The sequence below is a fragment of the Sphingomonas sp. SRS2 genome, assembly GCF_000971055.1.
Classification (GTDB): domain Bacteria; phylum Pseudomonadota; class Alphaproteobacteria; order Sphingomonadales; family Sphingomonadaceae; genus Rhizorhabdus.
In genome coordinates, this window is sequence record NZ_LARW01000110.1 from 19,027 (window position 1) to 43,980 (window position 24,954).

A 24,954-nucleotide genomic window follows, 5' to 3' on the forward strand; every position below is an offset into this window, starting at 1 on the left:
ATCCTCTAGCGGCCCCGGCCTCCGCCGGGGCGACGATATGAGAAAAGATGACGGCTTTCATTCTCGACGATTTCGATCTCGACGCTTTCGTTCGCGCCACATTGGCCGAGGATATGGGGCAAGGGGGCGACATCACCTCCACCGCGACCATCCCCGCCGATGCGCTGTTCGAGGGTGAGATGGCGAGCCGCGATGCGATCAGCGTGGCGGGCCTGCCGCTCGCCGAAGCCTTTTTCCGTGCGCTCGACCCCGACGTGGAAATCGAGACGCTGGTGCGGGATGGCGCGCGCGTCGCGAAGGGCGGGGTGTTGATGCGGCTGCGCGGCAAGGCGCGCGCGCTGCTCACCGCCGAGCGTTCGGCGCTCAATAGCGTCCAGCATCTGTCGGGGGTGGCGACGCTGACCAGCCTCTATGTCGATACGATCATCGGCACCGGGGCGACGCTGCTCGACACGCGAAAGACGATACCGGGCCTGCGCGTGCTGGAGAAATATGCAGTGCGGATGGGCGGCGGCACCAACCACCGCATGCGGCTCGACGATGCCGCAATGATCAAGGACAATCATGTCGCGGTCGCGGGCGACATCGGCGAGGCGGTGCGCCGCGCGGTGGCCGCGGGGATCGAGCGGATCATCGTCGAAGTCGACCGTGTCGACCAGATCGAGCCGGCGCTGGCGGCGGGGGCGACGCACCTGCTGCTCGACAATATGGACCCGCCGACGCTGCGCGGCGCGGTGACGCTGGTCGGCGGACGGGTGCCGACCGAAGCTTCGGGCGGGGTGCGGCTCGACACGATCAAGGCGATCGCGCAGACCGGCGTTACCTATATCTCAGTCGGGCGACTGACCCAGTCCGCGCCGGCGGCGGATATCGGGCTGGATTTCCGGGCCATATAGGCTCGTCGTCCCGCGAAGGCCGGCACCTCAGGAGTGCAGCGCGCGCGCCGTCTCACGAGATGCAGCCTTCGCTGGCATGACGTAGTGGGGCGAGTTTACGCAACGTCCTGCCTTCTGCGGGATGACGGGGAGAACAAGACCCCGTAATCCCAGGTGATGCGACTCAAGCTTCTCATGGCCCTCGCGGCGCTGCTGATCGGCCCCGCCTGCGCGAAGAAGGATGCGCCGAGTTGCGTGGTCCCCGCCAACCTGCCGCGCCCGATGCTCGAAGGGCCGACGGTCGACCAGCCGCGCCGGTTGCTGCCGATCGGCGGCTATACGCTCGCGATCACATGGTCGCCCGAATATTGCGCGAGCCGGATGAGCAGCCCGAAGGATCATGCGCGCTGCGGCGGCGAGGCGGGCCGGTTCGGTTTCACGCTCCACGGCTTGTGGCCCGACGGCGAGGGCGCGCAATGGCCGCAATATTGCGCGCCGACCCGGCTGGTGCCGGACAAGGTGGTTCGCGAGCATTTCTGCAGCACCCCGTCGCCCCAGCTGATCCAGCATGAATGGGAAAAGCACGGTACCTGCATGGCGAAGGCGCCGGCCGACTATTTCGCCCGGAGCGGTGAGTTGTTCGCCGCGCTGAAATTCCCCGACATGGAGAAGATGAGCGGCCGGACGATCACTGCCCAGGCTTTCCAGGAAGCTTTCGCCGCCGCCAATGCGGGGATGCACGCCGATCAGATGCGGCTGAACGTCGGCAAGCAGGGCTGGATGGAGGAGGTGTGGATCTGCCTCGACAAGAGCTTCCGGCCGACGGCCTGTCCGGCGCATCAGGGTGGGGCGGCGCCGGAGAGCAGCGTTCGGATACGCTGAGTCGCCCCGCCGCTAGAAAAGACTGATTTAAGCCTCGTCGTCCCGCTTCGGCCGCACCGCATCGCCCTTGAACCCCTGCGCGATCACATACCATTCAGACGAATCCTTGCGGCTGGCGGGGGGCTTGGCGTGCTTGACGGTGGTGAACAGCCGCTTGAGTTCGGCGACGAGATTGTTGTCCGCGCCGCCCGCGAGCACCTTGGCGACATAGGTGCCGCCGGGGCGCAGCACTTCGCTGGCGAACAGGCAGCCCGCCTCGACCAGCGCCATGGTGCGCAGATGGTCGGTCTGGGGGTGGCCGACGGTGTTCGCCGCCATATCGGACAGGACGATGTCGGCGGGCCCGCCCAGCGCCTCGGCCAGCACGCCGGGCGCCTCCTCGTCCATGAAATCCATCTGGAGGATCGTCGCGCCGTCAATCGGGTCGGTCGGCAGCAGATCGATGCCGACGATCGCCGCCTGCGGGCATTGCCTGCGCACGACCTGCGTCCAACCGCCGGGCGCGATGCCCAGATCGATCACGCGCTTCGCGCCCTTCAGGAACTGGAAGCGCTCGTCGAGCTCGATCAGCTTGTAGGCCGCGCGCGAGCGATAGCCCTCGGCCTGCGCCTTGCGGACATAGGGATCGTTGAGCTGGCGCTGGATCCATTTGATCGAGGAGGCGCTGCGCCCCTTTGCGGTCTTGATCCGCTGCCGTCCGCCATCGCCCCGAGTCATTGCATGTTCCGATTCTTGTCTGCCGCGATGTCCGGGCCGGCAGGCGATCCCGCCTGCCTCGACATCGCCTGGGCCCGGTCGCGCGCCATAAGCGAACGAAGAATGCCCTCGCGGATACCGCGATCGGCGACGCCGAGCCGTTCGGCCGGCCAGATATCGAGGATCGCATCGAGGATCGCGCAGCCGGCGACGACGAGGTCGGCCCGCTCCTGGCCTATGCAGGGCAGTTCGGCGCGCTCGGACACCGACATGCCCGAGAGCCGCGCGCTGATATCGCGCATTGCGGTGACGGGAACGATCAGGCCGTCGATCTGCCGCCGGTCATAGCTCGGCAGGTCGAGATGGACGCTGGCGAGGGTGGTGACGGTTCCGCTGGTGCCCAGCAGACGGCCAGGGAGCGTGCCCCGATTGAGCCGCGCGGCGAATTGGGAAAACCCCTCGGCGACGCGCGCGCGCATTCGGGCATAGCTGGCGAGCAGGCTGTCGCGGTCGTCGCCGACATGCGGTTCGGTTTCGGAGAGCGAGACGACGCCCCAGGGCGCGGAGAACCAGTCGATCACGCGTGGCGGGCTATTGTCGGCGTCGATCAGGATGAGTTCGGTCGAGCCGCCGCCGATATCGAAGACCAGCGCGCTGCCCTCGCCGGGTTCGAGCAGCGCGTGGCAACCGAGAACGGCGAGGCGGGCCTCCTGCTCGGGTGTGATGACCTCGAGCGCTATGCCGGTTTCGCGGTAGACGCGCTCGACGAACTCCCGCCCGTTGGCCGCGCGGCGGCATGCTTCGGTCGCAACCGAGCGGACGAGGCCGACGCGGCGGCGGCGCAGCTTGTCGGCGCACACCGACAGCGCGCTGACCGCGCGGTCCATCGCGGCGTCGGACAGCCTGCCCGTCGCCGCCAGCCCCTCGCCCAGCCGGACGATCCGCGAAAAGGCGTCGACCACCACGAAGCCGTCATCGGCGGGACGTGCGATCAGCAGGCGGCAATTGTTGGTGCCCAGATCGAGCGCGGCATAACTGTACCGGCCCTGCGCGTTGCTGGAAGGAGAATGCGCCCGACGCCCCCCTTCACGCGGAGGGCGGGGCGCGGCCGTATCGGGGCCATGCGCCATATTCTGTGTCTCTTCATCTCACCATGCGGGCAGTTTCCGCATGGAACTTGGCGCCGAGCCTAATGCGGGATGCGCGCCACGGCAAGGCCAGGCCGACCGGAGCCCGTTGACAGGCCGCGCGCCCATCCTTATGTGCGCCGCTCTGTCATTGATGCCCTGTCGTCTAAAGGTAAGACTACGGACTCTGACTCCGTTAATTGAGGTTCGAATCCTCACGGGGCATCCACTTTTCCTGAACGATAAAAAATGGTTTCCGTGGTTTCCGGACCGCCTGGAGCGTTTCCGCTGCTTTCGGAAAGGCTGTCGTCAACGAAAACGGTGCGCGCGAGCAGCGCCTCCGCGGGGCAGGGGTGTCTTCTCCTCCCTCCTCCGGACAGGTTGGCGCGCCGCAGCGCCATCCATCGGCAGTAAATCATTTTGCAGTATTTTTGGTGCATGAAGGTTGCCGGCGCAGGATTCCGTCCTGGGTGTGAGCAGCGTCACTTCGCGAATCGTCAAAGAATATAAACGCTGTGTTGCGGGATATGGTGTACCGATCGGTACCTGTCGTCCCTATATAGGTTGCAACAGGGGTCTGCGAAGGTCGCGATCCTGAAATGGTGATACTGGCGATGGCATTTCTGCAATCCGAACTCCCGCCCTCGACGGCGCCCGTTCAGCCCCGTCGGACCCCGCCTGCGCGCGTCGCCGCCGTTGCGGTTCCGCAGCGCCGCGCGGCGTCCAAGGTTCCTGTCCGGCTTGTCGGCGGGCTGGTCGCCGCGGCGATATTCGCCATCCCCGGCTATTTCGCCGCAACCGCGACCGAATCCCTCGCGATCGGGATATTGGCGGCGGACTTCGCATTCCTGCTGGCGGTCGCCGGCTGGTCGTCGATCGTAGGTGGAGCGCGCCGCTAAGGCTCGATCCATCGGGCGCGAAGAAACCGCGCGCCATCTCGTTCGTACTGCCACCATGCGCCTCGCACCGCTCGGATTCCGCCTGTTCGCGCTGGTGATTGTCGCAGCCGGCGGGCTGGCGCTTTATAGTTGGGGCAAAGGGCATCCCCAGGACCTGCCCTGGACGCCGTTGATCCTCGCCGACGCGACGGGGCGTTTCACCCAGTACAAGATCGCGCGGCTGCGCGATGATTTTCCGGGGTGCCGCGCGGTCCTCGATCGCGGTCAGGTCGACTATACGGTCCTGACGCCAGTCGCGGCAGGCGGCGCCTGCGGATATGACGATGGCGTGCGGTTGGGACGTGACAGCGGTGGGGTCTATGCGCCGCGGGCCGACACGTCCTGCTCCGTGGCGATAGGCCTGTTCCTATGGGAAAAGCAGGTGGTCGAGCCTGCCGCGATGCGCCATTTCGGTCAGAAAGTGACGCGGATCGATACGTTCGGCAGCTATGCCTGCCGGCCTGTGCGCGGCGGCCGGGAAGGGCGGTGGAGCGAACATGCGCGCGCCAATGCGATCGACATAGCAGCTTTCCGGCTGGCCGACGGGCGCAGGATCAGCGTTGCGGGCGGCTGGACACGGACAGATGCGGACGGCGCTTTCCTGCGCGATGTCCGCGATGGCGCGTGCCGGATGTTCTCGACGGTCTTGTCGCCCGATTACAACGCATTGCATCGCGATCATCTGCATCTGGATCAGGCATCGAGAGGCGGGTGGGGCTTTTGCCGTTGAGGATCGCGGGCGGCGGCCAGCGGCTCAATCGAGGGCCAGCATCGCCAGCAGGCCGAGCACGGCGCGCAGGCCGATGTCGCTGCTCTCGGCGATCGTCAGTGGCCGCTGTTCGCCCAGCGCATGATGCGGCTGATGCAGGAATGCGGCGGCGTCCTTGTGCCCGAGGCGCTCGATGGCTTTCCGGATGACGAGGGTTCGGCGGCTGATCTCGTGGCTGTCCATTCCGCATGCTCCCCAAGTCAGACGTTCGGATTGGAACCCACCGGCGGGGGGGCTTAGCCGGTGAGTTCCGTCCGATCGAGCCGGCAATGTGGGTCGCCGGCTCGTCCATCTGATTACAATGGGGCGGGGACCGTCCCGTGTGATCGTGCTCACAGGAAAACGGGAGGCGGATGCTTCGGTCGCCTCCAGCGCTCACCTTATCGTTTCGATGTCGAACCGATCACCATTTCGAGCGGAGCTACGTCCCATGCCCTTGGTCCAGGTCAGAGATAACAAGCGGCGCTAGTGGCGGCTACCGCCGAAGCGCGGCGCACGCTTTTCCGCATGAGCGCGCATCGTCTCGATCTGATCCTGACCGCCGAGCAGATCGAGCTGTTCGGCGGTCTCGGCGATCAGGGCTTGTGCCCGGTCGCCGGCCGCCGTTGCATTCAGCAGCCGCTTGGCGGCGCGCACCGCCGCGGGGCTGTTGCGCGCGATGGCGGTGGCGGCGGCTAGCGCCTCGGCATGCGGGTCCGCGCAGAGGCGCGTGGCGAGGCCGATCGCCACCGCCTCGCCTGCATCCACGATCCGCGCGCTATATGTCAGGTCGCGAAGATGATCCTCACGCAATATGCCCCGCAGCGTCACCATCCCGCCCATGTCGGGGACGAGCCCCCAGCGGACCTCCATGATCGAGAAGCGGCTATCGGCCGAACACAGGCGCATATCGGCGCCCATCGCTATCTGGAGGCCGCCGCCGAATACGGCGCCGTGCAGCGCTGCGATGACCGGCACCGGCATATCGCGCCAGGCGAGCGCCGCACGCTGGACCAGATTGGCGTCGCCATGGCTTCGAGTTTCGATCCCACGCCGTGCGTCGGGCGATTGCAACCTGACCGCCTCGGCAAGATCGATGCCGGCGCAAAAGCTGGCGCCTGCACCCGACAGGACCGTGGCGCGGACATCCTGCTGCGCGGCAAGCCAGTCGGCCGCCGCGCACAACCCTTCGAACATCGCCATGTCGAGCGCGTTGAGCTTTTCGGCCCGATCGAGCCGGACCTGCGCGACATGATCACTGATCTCCACCGTAACGCGATCGTTGAAGGTACGATGTTCAGCCATGCCCGTTTACGTCCAGCTATTGATAGGCCTGTCTAGGGACGGGGCCACTGATGGTTGAGCGCCGCATTTTGCATTTGTCAGGGGCGATGCTAGATGCAGCGGCTATGCCAGTCGCTCCTCTAATATGATATATTAACTTTTCTAATAATCGTCACTAATATTTGAATTTGCCTTTTAAGTCTGAAGAATGATCGGGTTCGCCGAGTGCCGTTATGGTGCCCCAAGCGACATGCCGAACCAAGATGGGAAAGATTTCCATCGAAGGGAAGCTGGCCGGATTCAGCAACGCAGGAGGTTGCGGCAATTCGTGCCGTATTGCTCGTCATCAACGAGGCGAGGCTAAAGGCCTTTCTCGAAATTATGACCCATGCGTAAGTAAAGCTGAAGTCTGATAGGGCTTTTTATAAGAAAAATTTCATCGAAATCAACGCAATTCAGTCAAGCCGATTGGCTTGATCGTTCTTGGCAGAAGTCTCGGTGTTATTTTGTCTAGACAATTAAATGTATGTATATAATCTCCACTTCCGGAGGCGGGGTAGCGTAAAACATAAGCTCCAGGCGCTGCCGCCAATCTTCAACCGATAACTAAGGGGGTTTAATGTGACCAGAATATCGCTGAAATCCAAGATGGTGCTTCGCTTGAGTGTCGGTGCTGCGCTGACGGCTCTGGTTGGTGGCGTCTCGATGCCCGCACTTGCGCAGTCCGGCGAGTCGCGAGCGGCGGCTGATGCCGATACATCGCAGAACGAGATTGTGGTCACGGCTCTGCGCCGGGAATCGACCGTGCAGACCACCCCGATGGCAATCACGGCATTGACGGGCGAGACATTGACCAATGCCGGTGTCGTCGATGTGCTGGATTATGCCAAGTTCGCTCCCAGCCTTCGCATCATCGATCTCGGGCCGGGCCAGCGGCGCATCAGTCTTCGCGGCATTCAGGCATCGGGCGAACCGACCGTCGGCACCTATTTCGACGATGTCGCGCTGACCGGATCGGTGGGCACGGCGAGCGACGCCGCAGGGCGCACCGGCGACTTCACGATGTTCGATGTCGATCGTGTCGAGGTGCTGCGCGGCCCGCAGGGCACGCTGTATGGCGCCGGTGCGATGGGCGGAGCCATTCGCGTCATCACCAACAAGCCGACCCAGAAGTTCGAAGGCCTGGTCGACGCGCAGATTTCGACCACCCGGGGCGGCGACAAGAACCACGCCATCAACGCAATGGTCAACGTGCCGCTGGTGGAAGACCTGATCGCGGCGCGTGCCGTGATGTATCGCCGTTTCAGCGGCGGCTATGTCGACAACACCTTCCTCGGCCGCGACAATGTCAACGAAGCCAAGGTGACGGGCGGCAGGCTCACGGTGCGCTTCACCCCGACCGAAACCTTCACCCTCGACGCATCGGCGATGTATGAGGATGTGGAGGCGATCTCGCCGATCTGGCAGGCCAATCTCGGCGCCTATAAGAATTTCGAGCAGGTCCTTGCGCCCAACAACGGCAATTCTCAGCTCTACAGCCTGACCGCGAACTGGGATTTCGGTCCTGCCGCGCTGACCTCGGTGACGTCCTATCAGGAGCGGAAGACCGAAGACGGCTTCGACGACACCTGGTATACCGCCACCTTCCGCACCCCGGGGCGCTGCGCCACGGTGGTCAATGGCGGGGCAGCCTGCTCCCCCACACAGCTGACCGGCTTCTTCGACTATGTCGACAGCCTCTTTCCGATGGCGGCCGTCGTGAACGCCAAGGTCAAGGATTTCGCGCAGGAAGTGCGTCTGTCCTCGACGGGCGAGGGCGCGTTCAGCTGGACGCTTGGCGGCTTCTACCAGAAGCGCAAGAATGAGGGCCGTTATGAGGACGTCCTGGCCGATGCGGCAACCGGTGAGATCATCAAGCCGCTGACGGCGCCGGCATATCGGCGGCGCGTCAGGGACGAGCTTCGCCAGCTCGCGGCATTCGGCGAGGGCACCTTCGCGGTTACGCCCGAGCTCAAGCTGACCGCCGGCATCCGCTATTTCGACTATGACAAGACGGTCGGCGGTTTTGTCGACATTCCGCTGCCGCTGATCGGCGCAGGCGCGCTGCCGCCCAAGTTCGTCGACGCTTCGGAAAAGGGCACGCTGCTGAAGTTCAACGCATCGTGGGAAGCGAGTTCGGATATCTTCCTCTATGCCACGGCGGCACAGGGCTTCCGGCCCGGCGGCGCCAACTCGGTGATCGGGCTGCCCGGTGCGCTGACGAGCTATGAGGCGGATCGGCTGTGGAACTACGAGGCGGGCACCAAGCTCCAGCTGCTCGACCGCAAGCTGACGCTCAACCTCGCCGCCTATCAGGTCGACTGGGACAATATCATCGTGCGCGGCCGCACGCTGGACGGTGTGTACAGCTTCCTGTCCAACGCCGGCGCAGCCCGGATCCGCGGCCTTGAAGCGGAGGCTTTCCTCCGTCCGACCAGGGGCCTTCAGTTCACGCTGTCGGGCAACTACAACAGCGCCAAGCTGTCCGAGGACCAGATCAACGCCAACATCACGGCAGCAGGCCGGAAGGGCGACCGGATCCCGTTCGTTCCACGCTGGACCGGCGCGATCGGCTTTGAATATACGGTGCCGGTCAGCGACGGTGTCGATCTGTTCCTGCGCTCCGACGCCAACTATGTCGGCGCGTCCTACTCGGAGTTCCGTCCCACCAACGTGAACCGCAAAAAGGTCGAATCCTATACGCTGGTCAACGCACGTATCGGTGTCGACTTCGAGGAGAGCAACACCGGGCTCTACCTGTTCGTGAACAATATGTTCGACAAGGTCGCGATCAACCGGCAGACCCAGGCTTCGTGGCCGTCGTCCAACAACACGACATCCTCGCCGCCGCGCACGATCGGTATCAATCTGCGCAAGGGCTTCTGAGGCGACGGGCCGGAGCGGCCCTGATCCGAGCCTATCGGATCTGCTGCTCCGGCATCTCGTTGAAGCATGATATTCTAGCGGACATCTAATATAGTCCGCTGTGAAATTGCTCCTTGTCATCCAACAGAAAACGAGGCGTCGGTTGGCCGGCGCCTCGTTTTTTATTGTGTGTTCGTGAGCCGGCGGGCGCAGCTGGGAGCTCTTGTCGGCGAGGCCGTCTTAGCGCTCGATTATCGAGCCCGCATGGCAGCGGCCTGATTAACAAGGTCCATAGGCCGTTTCTCCGAAGGGAAGGACCGTTGGGATGTCGCAGCGGCAAGCGGCAGACTTGACCCGAGGTTTCGGCGTCTGGCCGGGTGACCGCTTTGTCCGGCGCGCGGGCATGATCACCATCTGCTTCGACAGCCCCGCATCGTGAGATCCGGCCGGACCGATGGAGGCATGCGGTCGAGCTACGCGTCCACGCCCTCAAGCCGGGTCGCCAGCAGGAGGCACCCGTCAGAGGCTCCCCGTCTGGCGATCAGATATGCGTTGCGGCTGATAGGCCCGTCTCCGCACGTCGCGTGCGGGGACGGGGCAGACGGCGGCGGCGTCTCAGGCTGGGCGGCGCTTCTGACGGCGCTTGCGGAAAGTGAACTTCAGCCGGCGGATACCGAGGATCAGACCGGTGACGCTCATGACGAGGCCACCCGCGCTCAGCACGATCATGGCGATGTCCCAGGACGGCCGCGTATTCAGCAGCGGGGCCCATTCCCAGCTATGCACGAAATTGAATGTCCAATGCCATACGCGCGTCGACCGATCGTGGTGCGCTACGATCTCGCCGGTATGCGCGTCTATGTAGACGGTCGAACGGGACGGATCATCATAGCTCACGCGGAATACCGGCAGGCGGCGGTTCTCGTCGCCGCGCAAGGTGTGCTGGGCGCGGGCATAAAAATGGCTGTCATAGTCGGTCAGCAGCTCGATCTTCTCGACGGCGGCGCCGGGGATCAGCTGTTGCACGGCGCGGTTGATCGATGCCGCCGGGATGCGCGTTAGGACGGCGGGGGCGCCTTCCCCGGCGGGCAGGACGCGCACCCGATTGTTCGCGTCGGTCGCGACGATATAGGGATCGCCGCCGATCGACGTCCAGTCGAGCACGCGCGGCTTAAAGGACGGGCCGAGCCGCGCGATCGCCGCGGCCGGGTCGAGTGCGAACCGATCGGGCGACAGGCTCCCGCCGTGATAGGCTACTTTATCGACGCTGGCGGCCTTGCGATCGAATATGCCCATCGGGTTGATCGACGCGAGGCCGCTCAGCAGCCAGGTCAGCGTGAAGAAGGCGAAGAGGAGACCGCCGATATGGTGCCAGCGGTACATCGGCTGGGGATAGGGCGATTTGCTGCCGGACTTGTATCGACCCTTGAACCTCCAGCGGGAGATGCCGATCCATGTGCCGGTTATCACCAGGGCGATGCTGACCACGCAGAAGAAGACGGCCACCCATTGCCAGACCGGATCGGAATATTTGGTCTTGAACATGTAAAGCCAGTGCGTCCAGGCCCCGACATAGCCCCAGATCCGCTCGCTGAGCGGCGCGTCCCGCACCACTTCGCCCGTTCGCGAGGAAATGTAGAGCAGGGTCGAATCCGGATCGTTCATCTGGATGCGGTGAATCGGGCGGTGCGCAGCGAAACGCATCGTGCGCGTCCACACATCCTCCTCGATCAGGCCGTCGTGCCGCCCGGTCGAACCGGGCAGATATCGGGCGGCGATACGGAGCGCTTCGGCAGAGTTTACGTCGGGCAGCGGCTGACCCGTGCGTGCATCGGCGCGGCTGTAGCTCATATGGTAGCCAAAGCGGTAGATCGGCTGGCCGGCCACCACCAGCGCCTGGATGCTGGCGGGCTCGCTGTGCGAATGCTGGTGCTGATGCGCCATCGCGTCGGCAAGCGGCGCGCAGCAGCTGGCGGTGGTGATGTCGCCGAGATGCGACAGCCGTTCGGCCTGGGTCAGCTTCGGAAAGCCGACATACATCATGATGATGCCGGTCGCGAACCACATGAAGAGAACGATGCAAAGGGCGACGCCGCCCCAGCGGTGAAGGGCATAAAGCAGGCGCTGTGCGGCAGGGGACATCGTTCGTCAGACCTGACCGACGGGGAGTATGGAAGGCGTTTTCACCCGCTCTTGATATGCCATGGTCATCGCGATTTCCCCCATTTTCGATTCCTTGCCAAAGGAATCCACCCAATTCACCAGGCTCATTGGCGCCGCACGCTCAAGCCATATCTGATCATACGCGCGTCGCAGGGCTTTCCCTCAACATTGCCGTCAATTTCGCGCGCGCGCGATAAAGCCGCGTCTCCACCGCTTTTTCGCTGATCGCGAGGAGGGCGGCAACCTCTGCCTGGCTCATCCCTTCGATCGTGCGCAGCAGCAGCACCGAACGCAGGTTTTCCGGCAGAAGGTCGATGGCCCGGCGTGCGCGCGCAAGCTCCCGGCGGCGGTCGATTTCCAGTTCGGGACCGGGCGAGTCGTCGGCGACGTGGACGCTTTCCTCAATCGGTTTGGCGCGGAAAAAAAAGCTGCGGACCGCGCGCCGCCGACGCCAGTCGCGGCATTTGTTCAGCGCAATCCGCATGATCCAGAAGCGGAACGGGCGTGTGCGATCATAGCGATGAAGATTGGCGAAGGCCGCGATGAAACTGTCCTGCGTGACATCGAGCGCGGCATCGGCGTCGTCGATCTGCGCGTGGATCAGACGGTAGACCGCTGCGCGGTGACGTTCCATCAGCGCGCGACAGGCATCTTCCTGACCCTCGATCGCCCGCGCGGCGAGGTCGCTGTCGGCCTGGACCCCGTTTTCGCTCGCGGTCACTGCTGCGGCGCGGTGAGCGCGTCTACCATCGCCTGATCGAAGCGGCGCGCCTGTTCGGGGTGCAGCACGGCGCGCATGGCGAACAGGTGCCTGAGCGTCGCTTTCTGCAGCATGCCCATGGCCTGATGCGATCGATCGACGGCATCCCCGACCTTGGGACCATAGCCCTTTTCGGCCTGGACGGCGGCGGCGAGCCGGCGGTTGTCGTCGCGCATCTCCTGCTCATAGCCTTGCCGTTCTGCGGCGAAGCGCTCTTCCAGTGCCTCGATCCGGGCTTTCTGGCCGGCATCGAGATCGAGTTCGCGATGGATCATCGCGTGAAAGCGGTTTTCGATCGGCGGCTGCGGCAGAAACAGCATGCGCCCCGCCAAAACCCCCGCCAGCGCCGCAACGAATGCGAGGATGATCAACAGGACCGGATAGCGCGCCATGATCTAGCGGGCGCCCAGCAGGAGGCTGGACGGCGCATTGGCGGGAATGGCGTTGAGGGCGACGGTCTGTTCCGCTTGCGCGCGCTGCGGGGACGCGAGGCTGGTGATCACACCCACGCTCATCGCCAGAACGCCCGCCAGCACGAGGCTGCGGCGGCCCACTCTGCGCGCGCGCTGAGCGGCGGCGCCCGCCATCACCGCGGCGCCGATATCGTCCAGGCGGGGATCCGCGGCCGTGTCGCGCAGGCCGCCCAGCAGATCGTCAACGTCGTTCATCTTATACTCCTCCGGCCCGGACTATACGCACTTGCCGGAAAAATCCCTCATATCGATGAGGGCAGGGAAGGCGGCGCGCGTATTGGCCCTGTCCACATTGTAAAAATCGAAGGATCGCCAATGCGTCATCTCTATCCGGTCGCCGCTTCCGCTCTCATCGCCATGGCATTCGCCGGGACGAGCGCCATGGCAGCTGCCCCCAAGCTCGTCAGCGCCACCCCCGCGGCCAATGCGAAAGTGTCGAACCTCACCGTTCTGTCGCTGACCTTTTCCGAGGCGGTTTCGGACAAGGCATCCGGCGCGGAGGTCATCATGACTGGCATGCCCGGCATGGCGCATCACGGCCCGATGAAGATGTCGGGCTCCAAGACCGCGCTGAGCGCCAACCGCAAGACGATGTCCATCACTTTTCCGCGCGCGCTGGTGGCCGGCACATATGAGGTGAAGTGGCACGCCGTCGCCGCCGACAAGCGCAAAGCTGCCGGAGGATACAGCTTCTCGGTAAAGTAAGAGGCCGGGGATGCGCCGTGCGCCGTGCGACGCGTCCCCGTTTCACTTCTTCGGAGCTCAGCTTCGCGGCGCAGGGTCGGCCGTTGCGCTCTGGCCAAAGCGTGCGACGAGATCATAGGCGTCGCCCGGAAATATCTGGCGCACATAGGTAATCGCGTCGGACCCGCGCCAGGTATGCCTTTCGACTTGCAGGCATGCCGTGCCCGTCTTGACCTTCAGGTGGCTGGCCTCGTGCGGTTCCGCCGCAACCCCGGAGATACGCGTTTCGACCTCGGTCCAGGGAATATGCTGGAGCAGCCAGGTTCCGGGCGGTACGCTTTCAAGATCCGCCGCGAGTATCTCGGGAACCGATTTCACGCTGATCAGGCGGTGCTCGACCGCCAGCGGTATGCCGTTCGCAAGGTGAAGGCAGTCAAGCTCGAGCAGCGGACCGCCCGCAGCGAGAGCGGCGTGTTCCGGAAGCTGCTCCTTGTGCGTCCGAACGTGGCGCCTGAGCGCGACATAGCCATAATCCTGTCCCCGGGCGCGTACCGTCGCCGCCAGATCGGGGACGTCGAGCACCATCGAATGGACCTTGGGACGCGCGACGAAGGTGCCGGCCCGCTTGCGCCGATCGATAAGGCCTGCGTTGGCGAGTGCCGTGAGGGCCTTGTTCACGGTCATCCGCGAGCAGCCATATTGCTGGACCAGATCCTGCTCGATCGGCAGCCGGTCGCCGGGGGCCATTTCCCCGCGGAGGATGCGCGTTTCGAAGTCGGAGCGTATTCGTTCGTACAGCGATTGCTTCACGCGATCAGTTTCCCCAAAGCACTGCCGTATCGAACCGCCTACGGCTTTTCGTCGATGGCGGTCGGGAGCTTATGCCCATCGCCAGAGATGCAATCAACCATGGCGGGCCCGGAACAATAAGCATGCGGTGATCGGCATAGGCAACATGCGGTGATCGGCATAGGCAAGGACCACGCTGGCGATCTCTCGCGATCGACGATATCCACTCTGCTGAATCTTCCCGCCTGCGTCTCGCCGCGCAAAAATGTATAGACATTAGATCATATTTGCTCGAACACTTCGTATCGACGGTCGTATCGCGAGGGAGGTATCCAGAATGAAGATGCTCACTGGAATTGCTGCGCTGGGAGGCGCGGCGTCACTGGCTCTCCTCATGGCAATGCCGGCGGCGGCGCAGAGCGCCGTTTCGCTCGATGAGCGAGCCGCAGCGCAGGCCGCCGCGGTACAGGCGGACGTCGTGAAGTGGCGTCGCGACATTCATCAGCACCCTGAGCTTTCCGAAGAGGAAGTCCGGACCGCCAAGCTCGTCGCCGATCATCTTCGCGCGCTTGGCCTCGAGGTCCGCACCGGTATCGCCAAGACCGGCGTGGTCGGCATCTTGCGCGGCGGCAAGCCCGGGGGGGTCGTGGCGCTGCGCGCCGACATGGACGCGCTGCCGGTCGAGGAGCAGACCGGACTGCCCTTCGCGTCCAAGGTGAAGGCGATGTACGACGGCAAGCAAACTTCCGTGATGCATGCCTGCGGCCATGACGCCCATGTCGCCATGCTGATGGGCACGGCCAAGATCCTGGCGGGCATGAAAGCCGACATTGCCGGCACCGTCATCTTCGTCTTCCAGCCCTCCGAGGAGGGCACGCTCGGCCCCCGCGTCAGTGGCGCCGAGCTGATGATCAAGGAAAACCTGTTCGGCGCGCTGGAGCCCGACGCGATCTTCGCGATCCATGTCGTGCCGGGTGAATCGGGCAAGCTGCTCTGGCGTTCGGGGGGCATGTATGCGGCGTCGGACCGGATCGAGATCCGCCTGTCCGGCAAGCAGACGCATGGCGCGCGTCCGTGGGACGGCACCGACATGCCGGCCATCGCCAGCGGTATCGTCCAGGACTTCGCCCATATCGCGTCGCGCCAGGTGAACGTAACCCATGCGCCGACCGTGCTGACGATCGCCGCGATCAACGGCGGCAACCGGTTCAACATCATCCCCGAAAGCATGACGCTGCTCGGCACGCTGCGCACCTTCGATCCTGAAATGCGGAAGCTGGCGATGGCTAAGGCGGAGGCGAGCGTAGCCTCTATTTCGGCGCTTTACGGCGGCAGCGCCGAGTTCATCTGGACCGCGCCTACGCCTGCCGTGATCAACGACCCCAAACTCACGGCCGCGATGACCGATGCGCTACGCAAGGCGGCGGGCAAGGCGGGCATCGACAACCAGATCGACCCCGCGACGGGCTCCGACGATTATTCCTATTTCTCGCGCCTATATCCGTCGATCTATTATAATCTCGGCATCGGCTTTCCGAAGGGCACCAACCACTCGCCATTTTTCGACGTCGTCGATGAAGGCGCGCTCGAGGTCGGCGTTCGCTCCCAGGTGTTGACCACGCTCACCTTCCTGCAGAAAATCCAATCGGGAGAGCTGCCGCGCCGCAAAGCCAAGTGAAGCTGGCGCCCATCGATCGCATCACCGTGTAAAAAAAAGGGAAAGTCATGTCGCATCTTCGCACTGCGGTCCTGTCGCTCGTCGTTGCTGGCCTTGGCTTTGGCTGCCCGTCGCACGCGCAACGCGTGGTCGTCACAACCGACGAAGCGCCGAAGGCGATCGGCCCCTATGTTCAGGCCGTCACGGCTGGCGATACGCTCTACCTTTCGGGCCAGCTGCCGCTCGATCCCAAGACCGGCAGCATCGTCGAAGGCGACATCCGCAAGCAGACCGAGCAGGTATTGAAGAACTTGCAAACGGTGCTTGCGGCACGCGGCATGACATTGGATGATGCCGTCATGGCGCATGTCTTCGTGACCGACCTAAGCGAATTTTCGGCGATCAACGAGACATATGCCGGCTTCTTCAAGACCCCGCCCGCGCGGGCCACGGTCGAGGTTAAGGCGCTTCCCCGCGGGGCGCGGATCGAGATAAGCATGATTGCCGCGCGAAAACGCTGAGGCGAGGAGAGCAGATGACGAAGAGCCGCACTTTCGGGCCTTGGCCCTGGATCGCCATCGGAACGCTCGGCGTATTCGCGATGGCGATGGTAGCCATCAACCGCGGCGAGCAGGTCAATGCGGTCTGGCTGCTGGCGGCGGGCGTCTCGGTCTATCTGATCGCCTATCGATTCTACGGAATGTTCATTGCCCGAAGGGTGCTGGCGATCGATCCCGACAGGATCACCCCCGCGGTGGGGCGATGCGACGGCCTCGATTATGTGCCGACCAACCGATACGTCCTGTTCGGACATCATTTCGCTGCGATCGCCGGGGCCGGGCCGCTCGTTGGCCCGGTGCTGGCGGCCCAGATGGGCTATCTGCCCGGGACGCTGTGGATATTGGCCGGCGTGGTGTTCGCGGGCGCGGTGCAGGATTTCATCATCCTGTTCATCTCCATGCGGCGCGACGGGCGCTCGTTCGGCGAACTGGTCCGGATGGAGCTCGGCAATTTCGCCGGGCTGGTGGCGCTGTTCGGCACCTTCATGATCATGGTGATCATCCTCGCGGTGCTCGCGTTGATCGTCGTAAAGGCGCTCGCGGATAGCCCCTGGGGTCTGTTCACGGTGGCGGCGACGATCCCGCTCGCCCTGCTGATGGGCATCTATACGCAGTGGATACGCCCCGCACGCGTCGGCGAGGCATCGCTGATCGGGCTCGGGGGGCTGTTGCTGGCGATCGTCGCCGGCCAGTGGGTCGCGGCCTCGCCGGCCTGGGCCGCGGCCTTCACGCTGGACGCCACGACATTGTGCATCACGCTGATCATATATGGGGCGATCGCGTCGATCCTTCCGATATGGCTGCTGCTCGCACCCCGCGACTATCTTTCGACCTTTCTCAAAATCGGCGCGATCGTCGCGCTGGCGATCGGCATCGTCGTGATTCAGCCGGTGCTGCGGATGCCCGCCATCACGCCCTTCGCCGGTGGCGGCGGGCCCGTATGGTCGGGTGGGCTATTCCCATTCCTCTTCATCACCATCGCGTGCGGCGCGGTGTCCGGCTTCCATGCGCTGATCGCAAGCGGGACCACGCCCAAGCTGATCGCGACCGAGGCCGACGCCCGCTTCATCGGTTATGGCGCGATGATGATGGAAAGCTTCGTCGCGCTGATGGCGATGATCGCGGCATCGATCCTCGACCCCGCCATCTATTTCACGATGAACAGCCCGGCGGCGTTGCTGGGGACGACGGCGCAGTCGGCGGCGGATGCCGTATCGTTGCTGGGATATCCAACCACGGCGCAGACGATTTCGGATACGGCCGCCTCCGTCGGCGAGCATACGATCATCTCGCGCGCCGGGGGCGCACCCACGCTGGCGATGGGCATGGCCGAGATATTCAGCCGGGCGGTCGGCGGCGACGCGATGAAGGCCTTCTGGTATCATTTCGCGATTCTGTTCGAAGCGCTGTTCATCCTGACCGCGGTCGATGCGGGGACACGCGCAGGCCGCTTCATGCTGCAGGATATATTCGGCGCCATCGCGCCGCGGGCCAAGGTTCACTCCTTTCTGGGCGGCGTGATCGCGACCATGCTGTGCGTCGTCTGCTGGGGATATTTCCTCTATCAGGGCGCTACCGACCCGCTTGGCGGCGTCAATACGCTATGGCCGCTGTTCGGGATCGCCAATCAGATGCTGGCGGCGATGGCGCTGATGCTGGCGACGGTGGTGCTGTTCCGGATGAAGCGCGGCAGGCTGGTGCTCGTCACGGCGATACCCGCCGGGTGGCTGGTGATCTGTACCGGCTATGCGGGGCTGCTGAAGCTGTTTTCCAGCGAGCCGGCGATCGGCTTCCTCGCGCATGCGTCGAAGTTCGTCGATGCGCAGCGCGCAGGCACGATCCTGGCGCCCGCAAAAACGCTGGCGCAGATGGAACAGATCATCCTCAACGACCGGGTCGATGCCGCGATGTGCGGGCTCTTCCTGATCGTCATGGCCGTGATCCTCGTCCAGGCCGTTCGCGCCTGCCGTGCGGCGCATGCCGCGCCCGGGCCGAGCGTGACCGAAATCCATTATGCGCAGGCGGCCGCATGATCCGCGCGGGCTTCGCGAGGCTGCGGGCGCGCTGCGTCGAAGCGGCGCTGCACATGATCGGACTGCCGGACTATGACCGCTATTGCCGGCACGTCAGGGAGCATCATCCCGATCGCGAACCGATGAACAGGGTCGCCTTCTTTCGCGAACGGCAGCTGAGCCGGTACGGGGGACGCGGCGGCGGCCGATGTTGTTGAGGGCCGTACGTCAGCCCATGCGTTCGGACGCGTAGCTTCCGGGACTGGCCGGAAAGACCACGGTGCGGTTGCCATTCTGGAAGACGCGATGATGGATATGGGCGTGGATGGCCCGTGCCAGCACCTGCGCCTCGACGTCACGGCCCAGGCCGACATAGTCCTTCGCCGACTGTGCATGGGTGATGCGGACGATGTCCTGTTCGATGATGGGGCCTTCGTCGAGGTCGGCCGTCACATAATGGGCGGTCGCGCCGATCAGCTTCACGCCGCGATCATGAGCCTGCGTATAGGGGCTGGCGCCCTTGAAGCTGGGCAGGAACGAATGGTGGATATTGATCACGCGGCCCGCCATTTTGGTGCACACGCGGTCTGACAGGATCTGCATGTAGCGCGCGAGGACCACGAGCTCCGCCTGCGAATCCTCGACGATTTCCATCAGGCGATCTTCGGCGGCCTGTTTGCCGTCCTTCGTCACCTTGATGTGGTGGAAAGGGATGTCGTGGTTCACCACGAGCTTCTGATAGGTCAGGTGGTTCGATACCACCGCGACGATGTCGATCGGCAGGGCGCCGATGCGCCAGCGGTACAGAAGGTCGTTGAGGCAATGACCGAAGTTCGAGACCATCAGCAGTACGCGGGTGCGGTGCGCGCTGTCATGGAATGCGAAGGTCATCTCGAATGTATCGGCGACCGACTGGAAGCCGCTGCGCAGCGCTTCGAGGGCCGTGCCGCTTTCCGAATGAAAGGTCACGCGCATGAAGAAGCTGGCGGTCAGCGGATCGTCGAATTGCGCTGAGTCGGTGATGTTGCAGTCGCTCTGCGCCAGAAAGCCGGCAATCGCGGCAACGATGCCCTTGCGGGAGGGGCATTGGACCGTGAGGACATAATGTTTCATGCTGGGTGTCCTTCGGACTTTCCTGTCCACTACGAAGCTCGGCGAAGATGATCCGCCATCAGGTCGATCAGTGATTTCGCCCAGGTCGTCGGAACGAGCAGGTCGAATCTGTCGGCGGCGTGACGATCGACGAGCACGCCGACATGGTGGAGCGAGCCCTGGGCGAAGCTTCCCACCGGAAAGGCCTGCTCCGAGAAATCGAGCGCCATGACGCGGCTAAGAAGATCTCCAGCGCCGGGACCTTCCACGATCAGCCGCCTCCGTGCATGCGAAAGATCGAGCACCGCGATGTCGCCGGAGCTTTCCAGGCCGAGCGGTTTTGCCGACAGGATCAGCGCCCGGTCCGGCGCGGTGCGCCATATGCTGTCCATGTCACGTCGGATCGGCCGGCGATAATCGCGCGGGACCGAAAGCGAGAAGGGGTGCAGCAGGGCGTCTGCGACTTCCTCGAAACGGTCCCAACCGGCCAACTGGGTCAGGATCGGGACATCGCCCTCACGCATCGTGACGAGGTGGCCGTCGCTGGTGGCGCCGGTGAACGGGAGGGAAGGCCTACCCATTTTGACGATGTCCTTCCGGATCGAAGAAACGTGGCGAAACGACCGTGGCTTCAAGCGTCTGGTCGCCGAGAAAATCGACCACCCGGATCTTTTCGCCGAGACGTTCCGGTCCGCGTGACAGAAGGGCGAGCGCGATATTCCTGCCGAGCGCGGGGGAGTAGGTCGTCGAGGAAACCCACCCGTCGCCATGTCCGCTGACCGCTCCGTCCGCCGCGAACAGCAGCGATCCGGCTCGCGCGCCGGTATCGCCGACAATCTCCAGCCCGACGAGTGACGGCCGGGCCGGATCGTCGAGCAGCGCACGCTTGCGCAGTACCGAGCCGATGAAGGGCTTCTTGCCGGAAGCGAACCCTTCGAGCCCGAGATCCTTCAATGTGGTCCGGCCCTCGATTTCGGCGCCGGCGACATGGCCCTTCTCGATACGCAGCGCTCCCATGGCTTCGGTACCATAGGGCAGCAGGTTGTGACGCGCGCCGCCCTCGACGAGCGCCTCCCAGACCGTTCGTCCGGACTTCGCCGGGATGTAGATCTCGTAGGCGAGTTCGCCCGAATAGCTCATCCGGTGAAGTCGGCACGGGACGCCGGCGATGATGACATGCGTGAAGCGGTTATTGGGGAGCGCTATGCCAGTCAGGTCGGCGCGCGTCAGACCGGTCAGCACGTCGCGGGACTTTGGCCCGGCAATCGCGACTGCCGCCCATTGGTCGGTCACGGTCGTGACATGGACCTTGAGATCGCGCCAGGCGGTTTGCAGAAGATGTTCGGCAGTGGCGAGCACCTTTGCGGCGTTGGCCGTGGTGGTCGACATGAAATAGTCATTCTCACCGAGCCGCGCGGTCGCGCCATCATCCATGACGAAGCCGTCCTCGCGCAGCATCACGCCATAGCGCAGGCTGCCGACCGGCAAGGTCTTGAAGCCGTTGATATAGACGCGGTTGAGGAACTCGGCGGCATCGGGACCCTGCACCGCGATCTTGCCCAGCGTGGAGACGTCAATGATGCCGACATGCTCGCGAACATGGGCTGCTTCGCGGACATAGGCTTCGCGGAGGCTTTCGCCATCTGCCTTATAGTACCATGGCCGGAGCCACGGGCCCGCCTCGATCATCTCCGCGCCATGTTCCACATGCCAGTCGTGAATGGTCGACAGGCGGATGGGGCGGAAATGCAGTCCGTGATCGTGGCCGACGATCGAGCCGATCGCGACCGGTGTGTAGGGCGGCCTGAAAGTGGTCGTGCCGACCGAAGGGATATCCATGCCGCGGAGCGTGGCCATGCGGGCGAGGGCGTTCAGGTTGGACGTCTTGCCCTGATCCGCGGCCATCCCGGACGTGGTGTAGCGCTTCAGATGCTCGACCGAGACATAGCCTTCCAGATGCGCCTGATCGATATCCGCCAGCTTCACGTCATGCTGGAAGTCGACGAACGCCTTTCCGGGCGTGCTGCCATCCGGTCTGGTGATGACCGTCACCGGCATCAGGCCGCGACCCCAGAAATCGTCGCGTCCGGCCAGCGAAGGTTTCTTTCCGCCGCCGCCTCCGGCTTCATGACCTTGCGAGAGCGCCTCGGCCAAGGACGCCGCGCCGATCAGCGAACCGACGCAGGCAAATGCTCCCTTTTTCGCCGGGGGCAGGAAGGCGTCGAGCTCCGCATGATGAACCGGTTTGCCGAAGCGCTGGCTCCACAGGTGCAATGCGGGAGCCCAGCCGCCTGAGACGGCGACAAGATCGCAAGCGATGCGGGTTGCCTTGCCGACGACCCCGCCCTGGCCGTCGACCGGGACGATATGGACGGCCCGCACGGACTTTCCGCCCTCGGCCTTCAGCACGGCATGTCCGGGTCGCAGATCGATGCCGGCGTCGTGCAGGCCGTCGATGAGATCCGCGCGAACATCGTGGCGAAGGTCGCAGACCGTGACGCGCGCGCCGGCTTTGGCGAGATCCACAGCCGGCGCGTAGGCGCTGTCGTTGTTGGTCGTGAGAACGATCGTGCTGCCGGCCAGCACCGCATAGCGGTTGAGATATTTGCGCACGGCGGAAGCGAGCATCACCCCGGGGATGTCATTCCCGGAAAAGACCATTGGGCGTTCGATCGCCCCGGTCGCGAGGACCGCGCGCGCCGTCCTGATCAGCCAGTAGCGCTGTCGCGGCATGGCTGCGTTGGGAACGTCGACATGATCCTGGAACCGCTCGACACAGCCGAACACATCGCTGTCATAAGCGCCGAACGCCGTGGTCCGCGTCAGGATGCGGATATTCGGGAGGGTGCGCAGTTCGGCTTCGGCATCTCGCAGCCAGACATCGCTTTCACCGCCGGCGACTTCATCCAGAAGCGATCCGCCCAGCCGATGATCCTGTTCGATCAGGATGACGTTGGCGCCTGTGCGACCCGCAGCGAGTGCGGCGGCGATGCCCGATGGCCCCGCGCCGACAATGAGCGTGTCGCAGAAGGCGTTGATCTTCTCATAGGAGTCGGGATCGTCGCGCGTCGAGGCGCGGCCCATGCCGGCTGCCCTGCGGATGAAGCGCTCGCACAGCATCCAGAAGCCCGTGCCGCTGAAGGGCCCGATGAAGGTCTTGTAGTAGAAGCCCGCTCCCAGAAAGCGCGACAGCAGCCCGTTGACCGCACCAATATCGAACCGGAGGCTGGGCCAGGCATTTTGCGGATAGGCCTTCAGCCCGTCGAAGGCTTCGATCGTCGTCGCCTGGGCGTTCGGCTCATGCCGCGCTCCGTCGCGGAGATGGACGAGCGCGTTGGGCTCCTCGACGCCCGCCGCCATCAGCCCGCGCGGACGATGATATTTGAAGCTGCGTGCGATCAGTTTCCGGTCGCTGGCCAGCAGGGCCGATGCCAGCGTATCGCCGGGGTGGGCGGTGAGCGACCGGCCGTCGAATGTCAGTTCGAGGGTCCGGCTTCGGTCGATGCGTCCGCCGGTGGGGAGCCTGCGCGCGCTCACAATGCGGCCTCGCGCGCCAGTCTCACCGAACCGATGTCATGCGTGAGCGTATCACGTTCGACGACGAGCCATTGCCGGCAGGCGGCGACATGATGCCAATATTCGCTGTGCGGTCCCCGCGGGTTATCGCGCATGAAGACATAGTCCACCCAGACCTGCGGATCGGCTTCCGCCATGTCCGGCCGCTTGACCGTAGCGTCGCCGCCATAGGTGAATTCGGTTTCGTCCCGCACGCCGCAGACCGGGCAATGGATTCGTAGCATGGCCTGACCTCAATGCGCGTTGGGTTGAGGGCCCGCGCCCTTTTCATCGATCTGATAGCCCCGCGCGAAGCGCTCGAGCGTGAACTCGGCGTTGTCGGGGTGAGGCTCGCCTTTGGCGATCGTCCAGGCGAAGCACCAGCCGGATGCCGGCGTCGCCTTGAAGCCGCCATAGCACCAGCCACCGTTCAGCCAGAGGCCGTCGACCGGCATCTTGGCGATGATCGGCGAACCGTCCATCGACATGTCCATCACCCCGGCCCAGTGGCGCAACAGGCGCAGGCGCGACAGCGACGGCATCAGCGCCTTGGCGCTTGCCAACGCATGTTCGACGATCGGCAGGCCGCCGCGCTGAGCATAGGAATTGAACCCGTCGAGATCGCCGCCCAGCACGAGACCGCCCTTGTCGGACTGACTGATGTAGAAGTGGGCGGCCCCGAAGGAAATGACGCTGTCGATCAGCGGCTTGAGAGGCTCGGTCACGAACGCCTGGAGCACATGCGTTTCGATCGGCAGGCGAAGCCCGGCTTTCGCGGCGAGATGGCCCGTATGTCCGGCCACCGCCAGCGCAACCTTGTTCGCGCGGATCGGACCGCGGGTGGTTTCGACGCCGACGATCCGGTCCTTGTCCCAGATATAGCCGGTGACCTCGCACTGCTGGATCAGGTCGACGCCTTCTCGGTCCGCGCCGCGCGCATAGCCCCAGGCGACCGCATCGTGGCGGGCCGTGCCGGCGCGCGGCTGATAGATCGCGCCATGGATGGGGAAGCGGGCATTGGCCGAATAGTCGAGATAGGGGATCCGGCGCATGACCTCGGCCCGGTCGAACAGTTCGGCGTCGATGCCATTGGCCCGCATGACGTTGCCACGGCGGCGCGCGGCATCCATCTGCGCCGGTGAGTGGCAGAGATTATACTGCCCCCGCTGCGACACCATGGCATTGTAGTTGAGGTCCTGGCTGAGATTTTCCCACAGCTTCATGGACCGTTCGTAGAACAGGGTGTTGCCGGGCATCATGTAGTTCGAGCGTATGATGGTCGTGTTGCGGCCGACATTGCCGCCGCCGAGCCAGCCCTTTTCGATCACCGCGACGTTGCGGATGCCATGCTCTTTGGCCAGATAATATGCGGTGGCGAGGCCGTGCCCGCCGCCGCCGACGATTACCACGTCATAAGCGGGTTTCGGCTGCGGGTCGCGCCATGCGCGGCTCCACTGCCTGTTCCCGGCCAGGCCTTGCCGAAGGACCGACAATGCCGAGTAAACGCTCATGCGCCACAACTTCCGCGACGCCCGCACCGCGGCGCGCCGGCTGTGCGAGCGGTGGCGTGCTGGACGCGCGCTGAGACTTCGTCGATACGGATGCCTGGCATGATTTTCCACAAGCGATATGATGTGGCCAAGCATGACAAACCCGCCTTATGATTTGAACCATGCGTGGCGATCTTAAGGCAATTTACTGCATAAGATAATTTAAGCTTATTATCACCGCAGAGCGTTGCGGGTCGCGCGTCCG

Annotated in this window: 24 protein-coding genes and 1 tRNA gene; 11 read left to right on the top strand and 14 right to left on the bottom strand. The window is 64.3% G+C overall.

Going from position 1 to position 24,954, the window contains the following annotated elements:
• The first annotated feature begins 47 nt into the window (after window positions 1–47).
• Both nadC and WP12_RS17370 read left to right on the top strand, forming a co-directional pair.
• Complete coding sequence (nadC, locus tag WP12_RS17365; RefSeq protein WP_046194945.1) at window positions 48–896, top strand: carboxylating nicotinate-nucleotide diphosphorylase; 849 nt, start codon at window positions 48–50, stop codon at window positions 894–896.
• Between the two features lie 156 nt (window positions 897–1,052).
• A complete protein-coding gene (locus WP12_RS17370) occupies window positions 1,053–1,757 on the top strand; it encodes a ribonuclease T2 family protein (protein ID WP_046194946.1) in 705 nt (234 codons plus the stop codon).
• A 27-nt stretch (window positions 1,758–1,784) separates the two neighbouring features.
• On the opposite strand, the gene WP12_RS17375 is transcribed toward WP12_RS17370, so the two are convergent.
• Window positions 1,785–2,474, bottom strand: a complete 690-nt coding sequence (locus WP12_RS17375; RefSeq protein ID WP_046194947.1) for an RlmE family RNA methyltransferase — start codon at window positions 2,472–2,474, stop codon at window positions 1,785–1,787.
• Window positions 2,471–3,583, bottom strand: a complete 1,113-nt coding sequence (locus WP12_RS17380) for a Ppx/GppA phosphatase family protein (RefSeq protein WP_084691210.1) — start codon at window positions 3,581–3,583, stop codon at window positions 2,471–2,473. The genes WP12_RS17375 and WP12_RS17380 overlap by 4 nt, the downstream gene beginning before the upstream one ends.
• Before the next feature lie 152 nt (window positions 3,584–3,735).
• On the opposite strand from WP12_RS17380, the gene WP12_RS17385 reads away from it, so the two are divergent.
• The 3 genes from WP12_RS17385 (at window position 3,736) to WP12_RS17395 (ending at window position 5,248) form a co-directional block, all read left to right on the top strand.
• A tRNA-Gln gene (locus tag WP12_RS17385) sits at window positions 3,736–3,809 on the top strand.
• Window positions 3,810–4,194: 385 nt separating this feature from the next.
• Window positions 4,195–4,479, top strand: coding sequence for a hypothetical protein (locus WP12_RS17390; RefSeq protein ID WP_046194997.1), 285 nt, complete (start codon window positions 4,195–4,197; stop codon window positions 4,477–4,479).
• Between the two features lie 55 nt (window positions 4,480–4,534).
• Window positions 4,535–5,248: an extensin-like domain-containing protein gene (locus WP12_RS17395; protein WP_046194998.1), complete on the top strand. Its 714-nt coding sequence runs from the start codon at window positions 4,535–4,537 to the stop codon at window positions 5,246–5,248.
• 24 nt (window positions 5,249–5,272) lie between these two features.
• Here WP12_RS17395 and WP12_RS17400 read toward each other — a convergent pair whose 3' ends face one another.
• Together WP12_RS17400 and WP12_RS17405 are read right to left on the bottom strand one after the other, a co-directional pair.
• The gene (locus WP12_RS17400) at window positions 5,273–5,470 is read right to left on the bottom strand and encodes an antitoxin Xre/MbcA/ParS toxin-binding domain-containing protein (protein ID WP_046194948.1); all 198 of its coding nucleotides are present in this window, start codon (window positions 5,468–5,470) and stop codon (window positions 5,273–5,275) included.
• Window positions 5,471–5,752: 282 nt separating this feature from the next.
• Window positions 5,753–6,571 carry a crotonase/enoyl-CoA hydratase family protein gene (locus WP12_RS17405; RefSeq protein ID WP_046194949.1) on the bottom strand — a complete coding sequence of 273 codons (819 nt, stop codon included), beginning with the start codon at window positions 6,569–6,571 and terminating at the stop codon, window positions 5,753–5,755.
• A gap of 600 nt (window positions 6,572–7,171) precedes the next feature.
• Here WP12_RS17405 and WP12_RS17410 point away from each other — a divergent pair.
• On the top strand, window positions 7,172–9,475 hold the full coding sequence (locus WP12_RS17410; protein ID WP_235399186.1) for a TonB-dependent receptor: 2,304 nt from the start codon (window positions 7,172–7,174) through the stop codon (window positions 9,473–9,475).
• 594 nt (window positions 9,476–10,069) lie between these two features.
• Here the strand turns inward: WP12_RS17410 and WP12_RS17415 are convergent.
• From WP12_RS17415 to WP12_RS17430, 4 genes are all read right to left on the bottom strand, one after another.
• Window positions 10,070–11,596, bottom strand: a complete 1,527-nt coding sequence (locus WP12_RS17415) for a PepSY domain-containing protein (RefSeq protein WP_046194950.1) — start codon at window positions 11,594–11,596, stop codon at window positions 10,070–10,072.
• Window positions 11,597–11,753: 157 nt separating this feature from the next.
• Window positions 11,754–12,338: an RNA polymerase sigma factor gene (locus WP12_RS17420; protein ID WP_046194951.1), complete on the bottom strand. Its 585-nt coding sequence runs from the start codon at window positions 12,336–12,338 to the stop codon at window positions 11,754–11,756.
• On the bottom strand, window positions 12,335–12,769 hold the full coding sequence (locus WP12_RS17425; RefSeq protein ID WP_046194952.1) for a Spy/CpxP family protein refolding chaperone: 435 nt from the start codon (window positions 12,767–12,769) through the stop codon (window positions 12,335–12,337). The genes WP12_RS17420 and WP12_RS17425 overlap by 4 nt, the downstream gene beginning before the upstream one ends.
• A 3-nt stretch (window positions 12,770–12,772) precedes the next feature.
• Window positions 12,773–13,045, bottom strand: coding sequence for a hypothetical protein (locus tag WP12_RS17430; protein WP_046194953.1), 273 nt, complete (start codon window positions 13,043–13,045; stop codon window positions 12,773–12,775).
• Between the two features lie 120 nt (window positions 13,046–13,165).
• On the opposite strand from WP12_RS17430, the gene copC reads away from it, so the two are divergent.
• Entirely contained in the window at window positions 13,166–13,555 is a 390-nt protein-coding gene (gene copC / locus WP12_RS17435; protein ID WP_046194954.1) for a copper homeostasis periplasmic binding protein CopC, read from the top strand.
• A 57-nt stretch (window positions 13,556–13,612) separates the two neighbouring features.
• Here copC and hutC read toward each other — a convergent pair whose 3' ends face one another.
• Entirely contained in the window at window positions 13,613–14,344 is a 732-nt protein-coding gene (gene hutC, locus WP12_RS17440; protein WP_046194955.1) for a histidine utilization repressor, read from the bottom strand.
• 316 nt (window positions 14,345–14,660) lie between these two features.
• On the opposite strand from hutC, the gene WP12_RS17445 reads away from it, so the two are divergent.
• From WP12_RS17445 to WP12_RS17460, 4 genes are read left to right on the top strand one after another with little or no spacing between them, the layout of a single operon-like run.
• Complete coding sequence (locus WP12_RS17445) at window positions 14,661–16,001, top strand: amidohydrolase (RefSeq protein WP_200894546.1); 1,341 nt, start codon at window positions 14,661–14,663, stop codon at window positions 15,999–16,001.
• 47 nt (window positions 16,002–16,048) lie between these two features.
• Window positions 16,049–16,501, top strand: a complete 453-nt coding sequence (locus tag WP12_RS17450) for a RidA family protein (RefSeq protein WP_084691212.1) — start codon at window positions 16,049–16,051, stop codon at window positions 16,499–16,501.
• A 14-nt stretch (window positions 16,502–16,515) separates the two neighbouring features.
• Complete coding sequence (locus WP12_RS17455) at window positions 16,516–18,573, top strand: carbon starvation CstA family protein (protein WP_046194956.1); 2,058 nt, start codon at window positions 16,516–16,518, stop codon at window positions 18,571–18,573.
• Window positions 18,570–18,770, top strand: coding sequence for a CstA-like transporter-associated (seleno)protein (locus WP12_RS17460; RefSeq protein WP_046194957.1), 201 nt, complete (start codon window positions 18,570–18,572; stop codon window positions 18,768–18,770). The genes WP12_RS17455 and WP12_RS17460 overlap by 4 nt, the downstream gene beginning before the upstream one ends.
• Before the next feature lie 10 nt (window positions 18,771–18,780).
• On the opposite strand, the gene purU is transcribed toward WP12_RS17460, so the two are convergent.
• From purU to WP12_RS17485, 5 genes are read right to left on the bottom strand one after another with little or no spacing between them, the layout of a single operon-like run.
• A complete protein-coding gene (gene purU, locus WP12_RS17465) occupies window positions 18,781–19,665 on the bottom strand; it encodes a formyltetrahydrofolate deformylase (RefSeq protein ID WP_046194958.1) in 885 nt (294 codons plus the stop codon).
• A gap of 29 nt (window positions 19,666–19,694) precedes the next feature.
• A complete protein-coding gene (locus WP12_RS23555) occupies window positions 19,695–20,225 on the bottom strand; it encodes a hypothetical protein (protein WP_052730468.1) in 531 nt (176 codons plus the stop codon).
• Window positions 20,218–23,181, bottom strand: a complete 2,964-nt coding sequence (locus WP12_RS17475) for a sarcosine oxidase subunit alpha family protein (protein WP_046194959.1) — start codon at window positions 23,179–23,181, stop codon at window positions 20,218–20,220. Before WP12_RS17475 ends, WP12_RS23555 begins: the two co-directional genes overlap by 8 nt.
• A complete protein-coding gene (locus WP12_RS17480; protein WP_046194960.1) occupies window positions 23,178–23,444 on the bottom strand; it encodes a sarcosine oxidase subunit delta in 267 nt (88 codons plus the stop codon). Before WP12_RS17480 ends, WP12_RS17475 begins: the two co-directional genes overlap by 4 nt.
• 9 nt (window positions 23,445–23,453) lie before the next feature.
• Window positions 23,454–24,710 carry a sarcosine oxidase subunit beta family protein gene (locus WP12_RS17485; RefSeq protein WP_046194961.1) on the bottom strand — a complete coding sequence of 419 codons (1,257 nt, stop codon included), beginning with the start codon at window positions 24,708–24,710 and terminating at the stop codon, window positions 23,454–23,456.
• Between the last annotated feature and the right edge of the window lie 244 nt (window positions 24,711–24,954).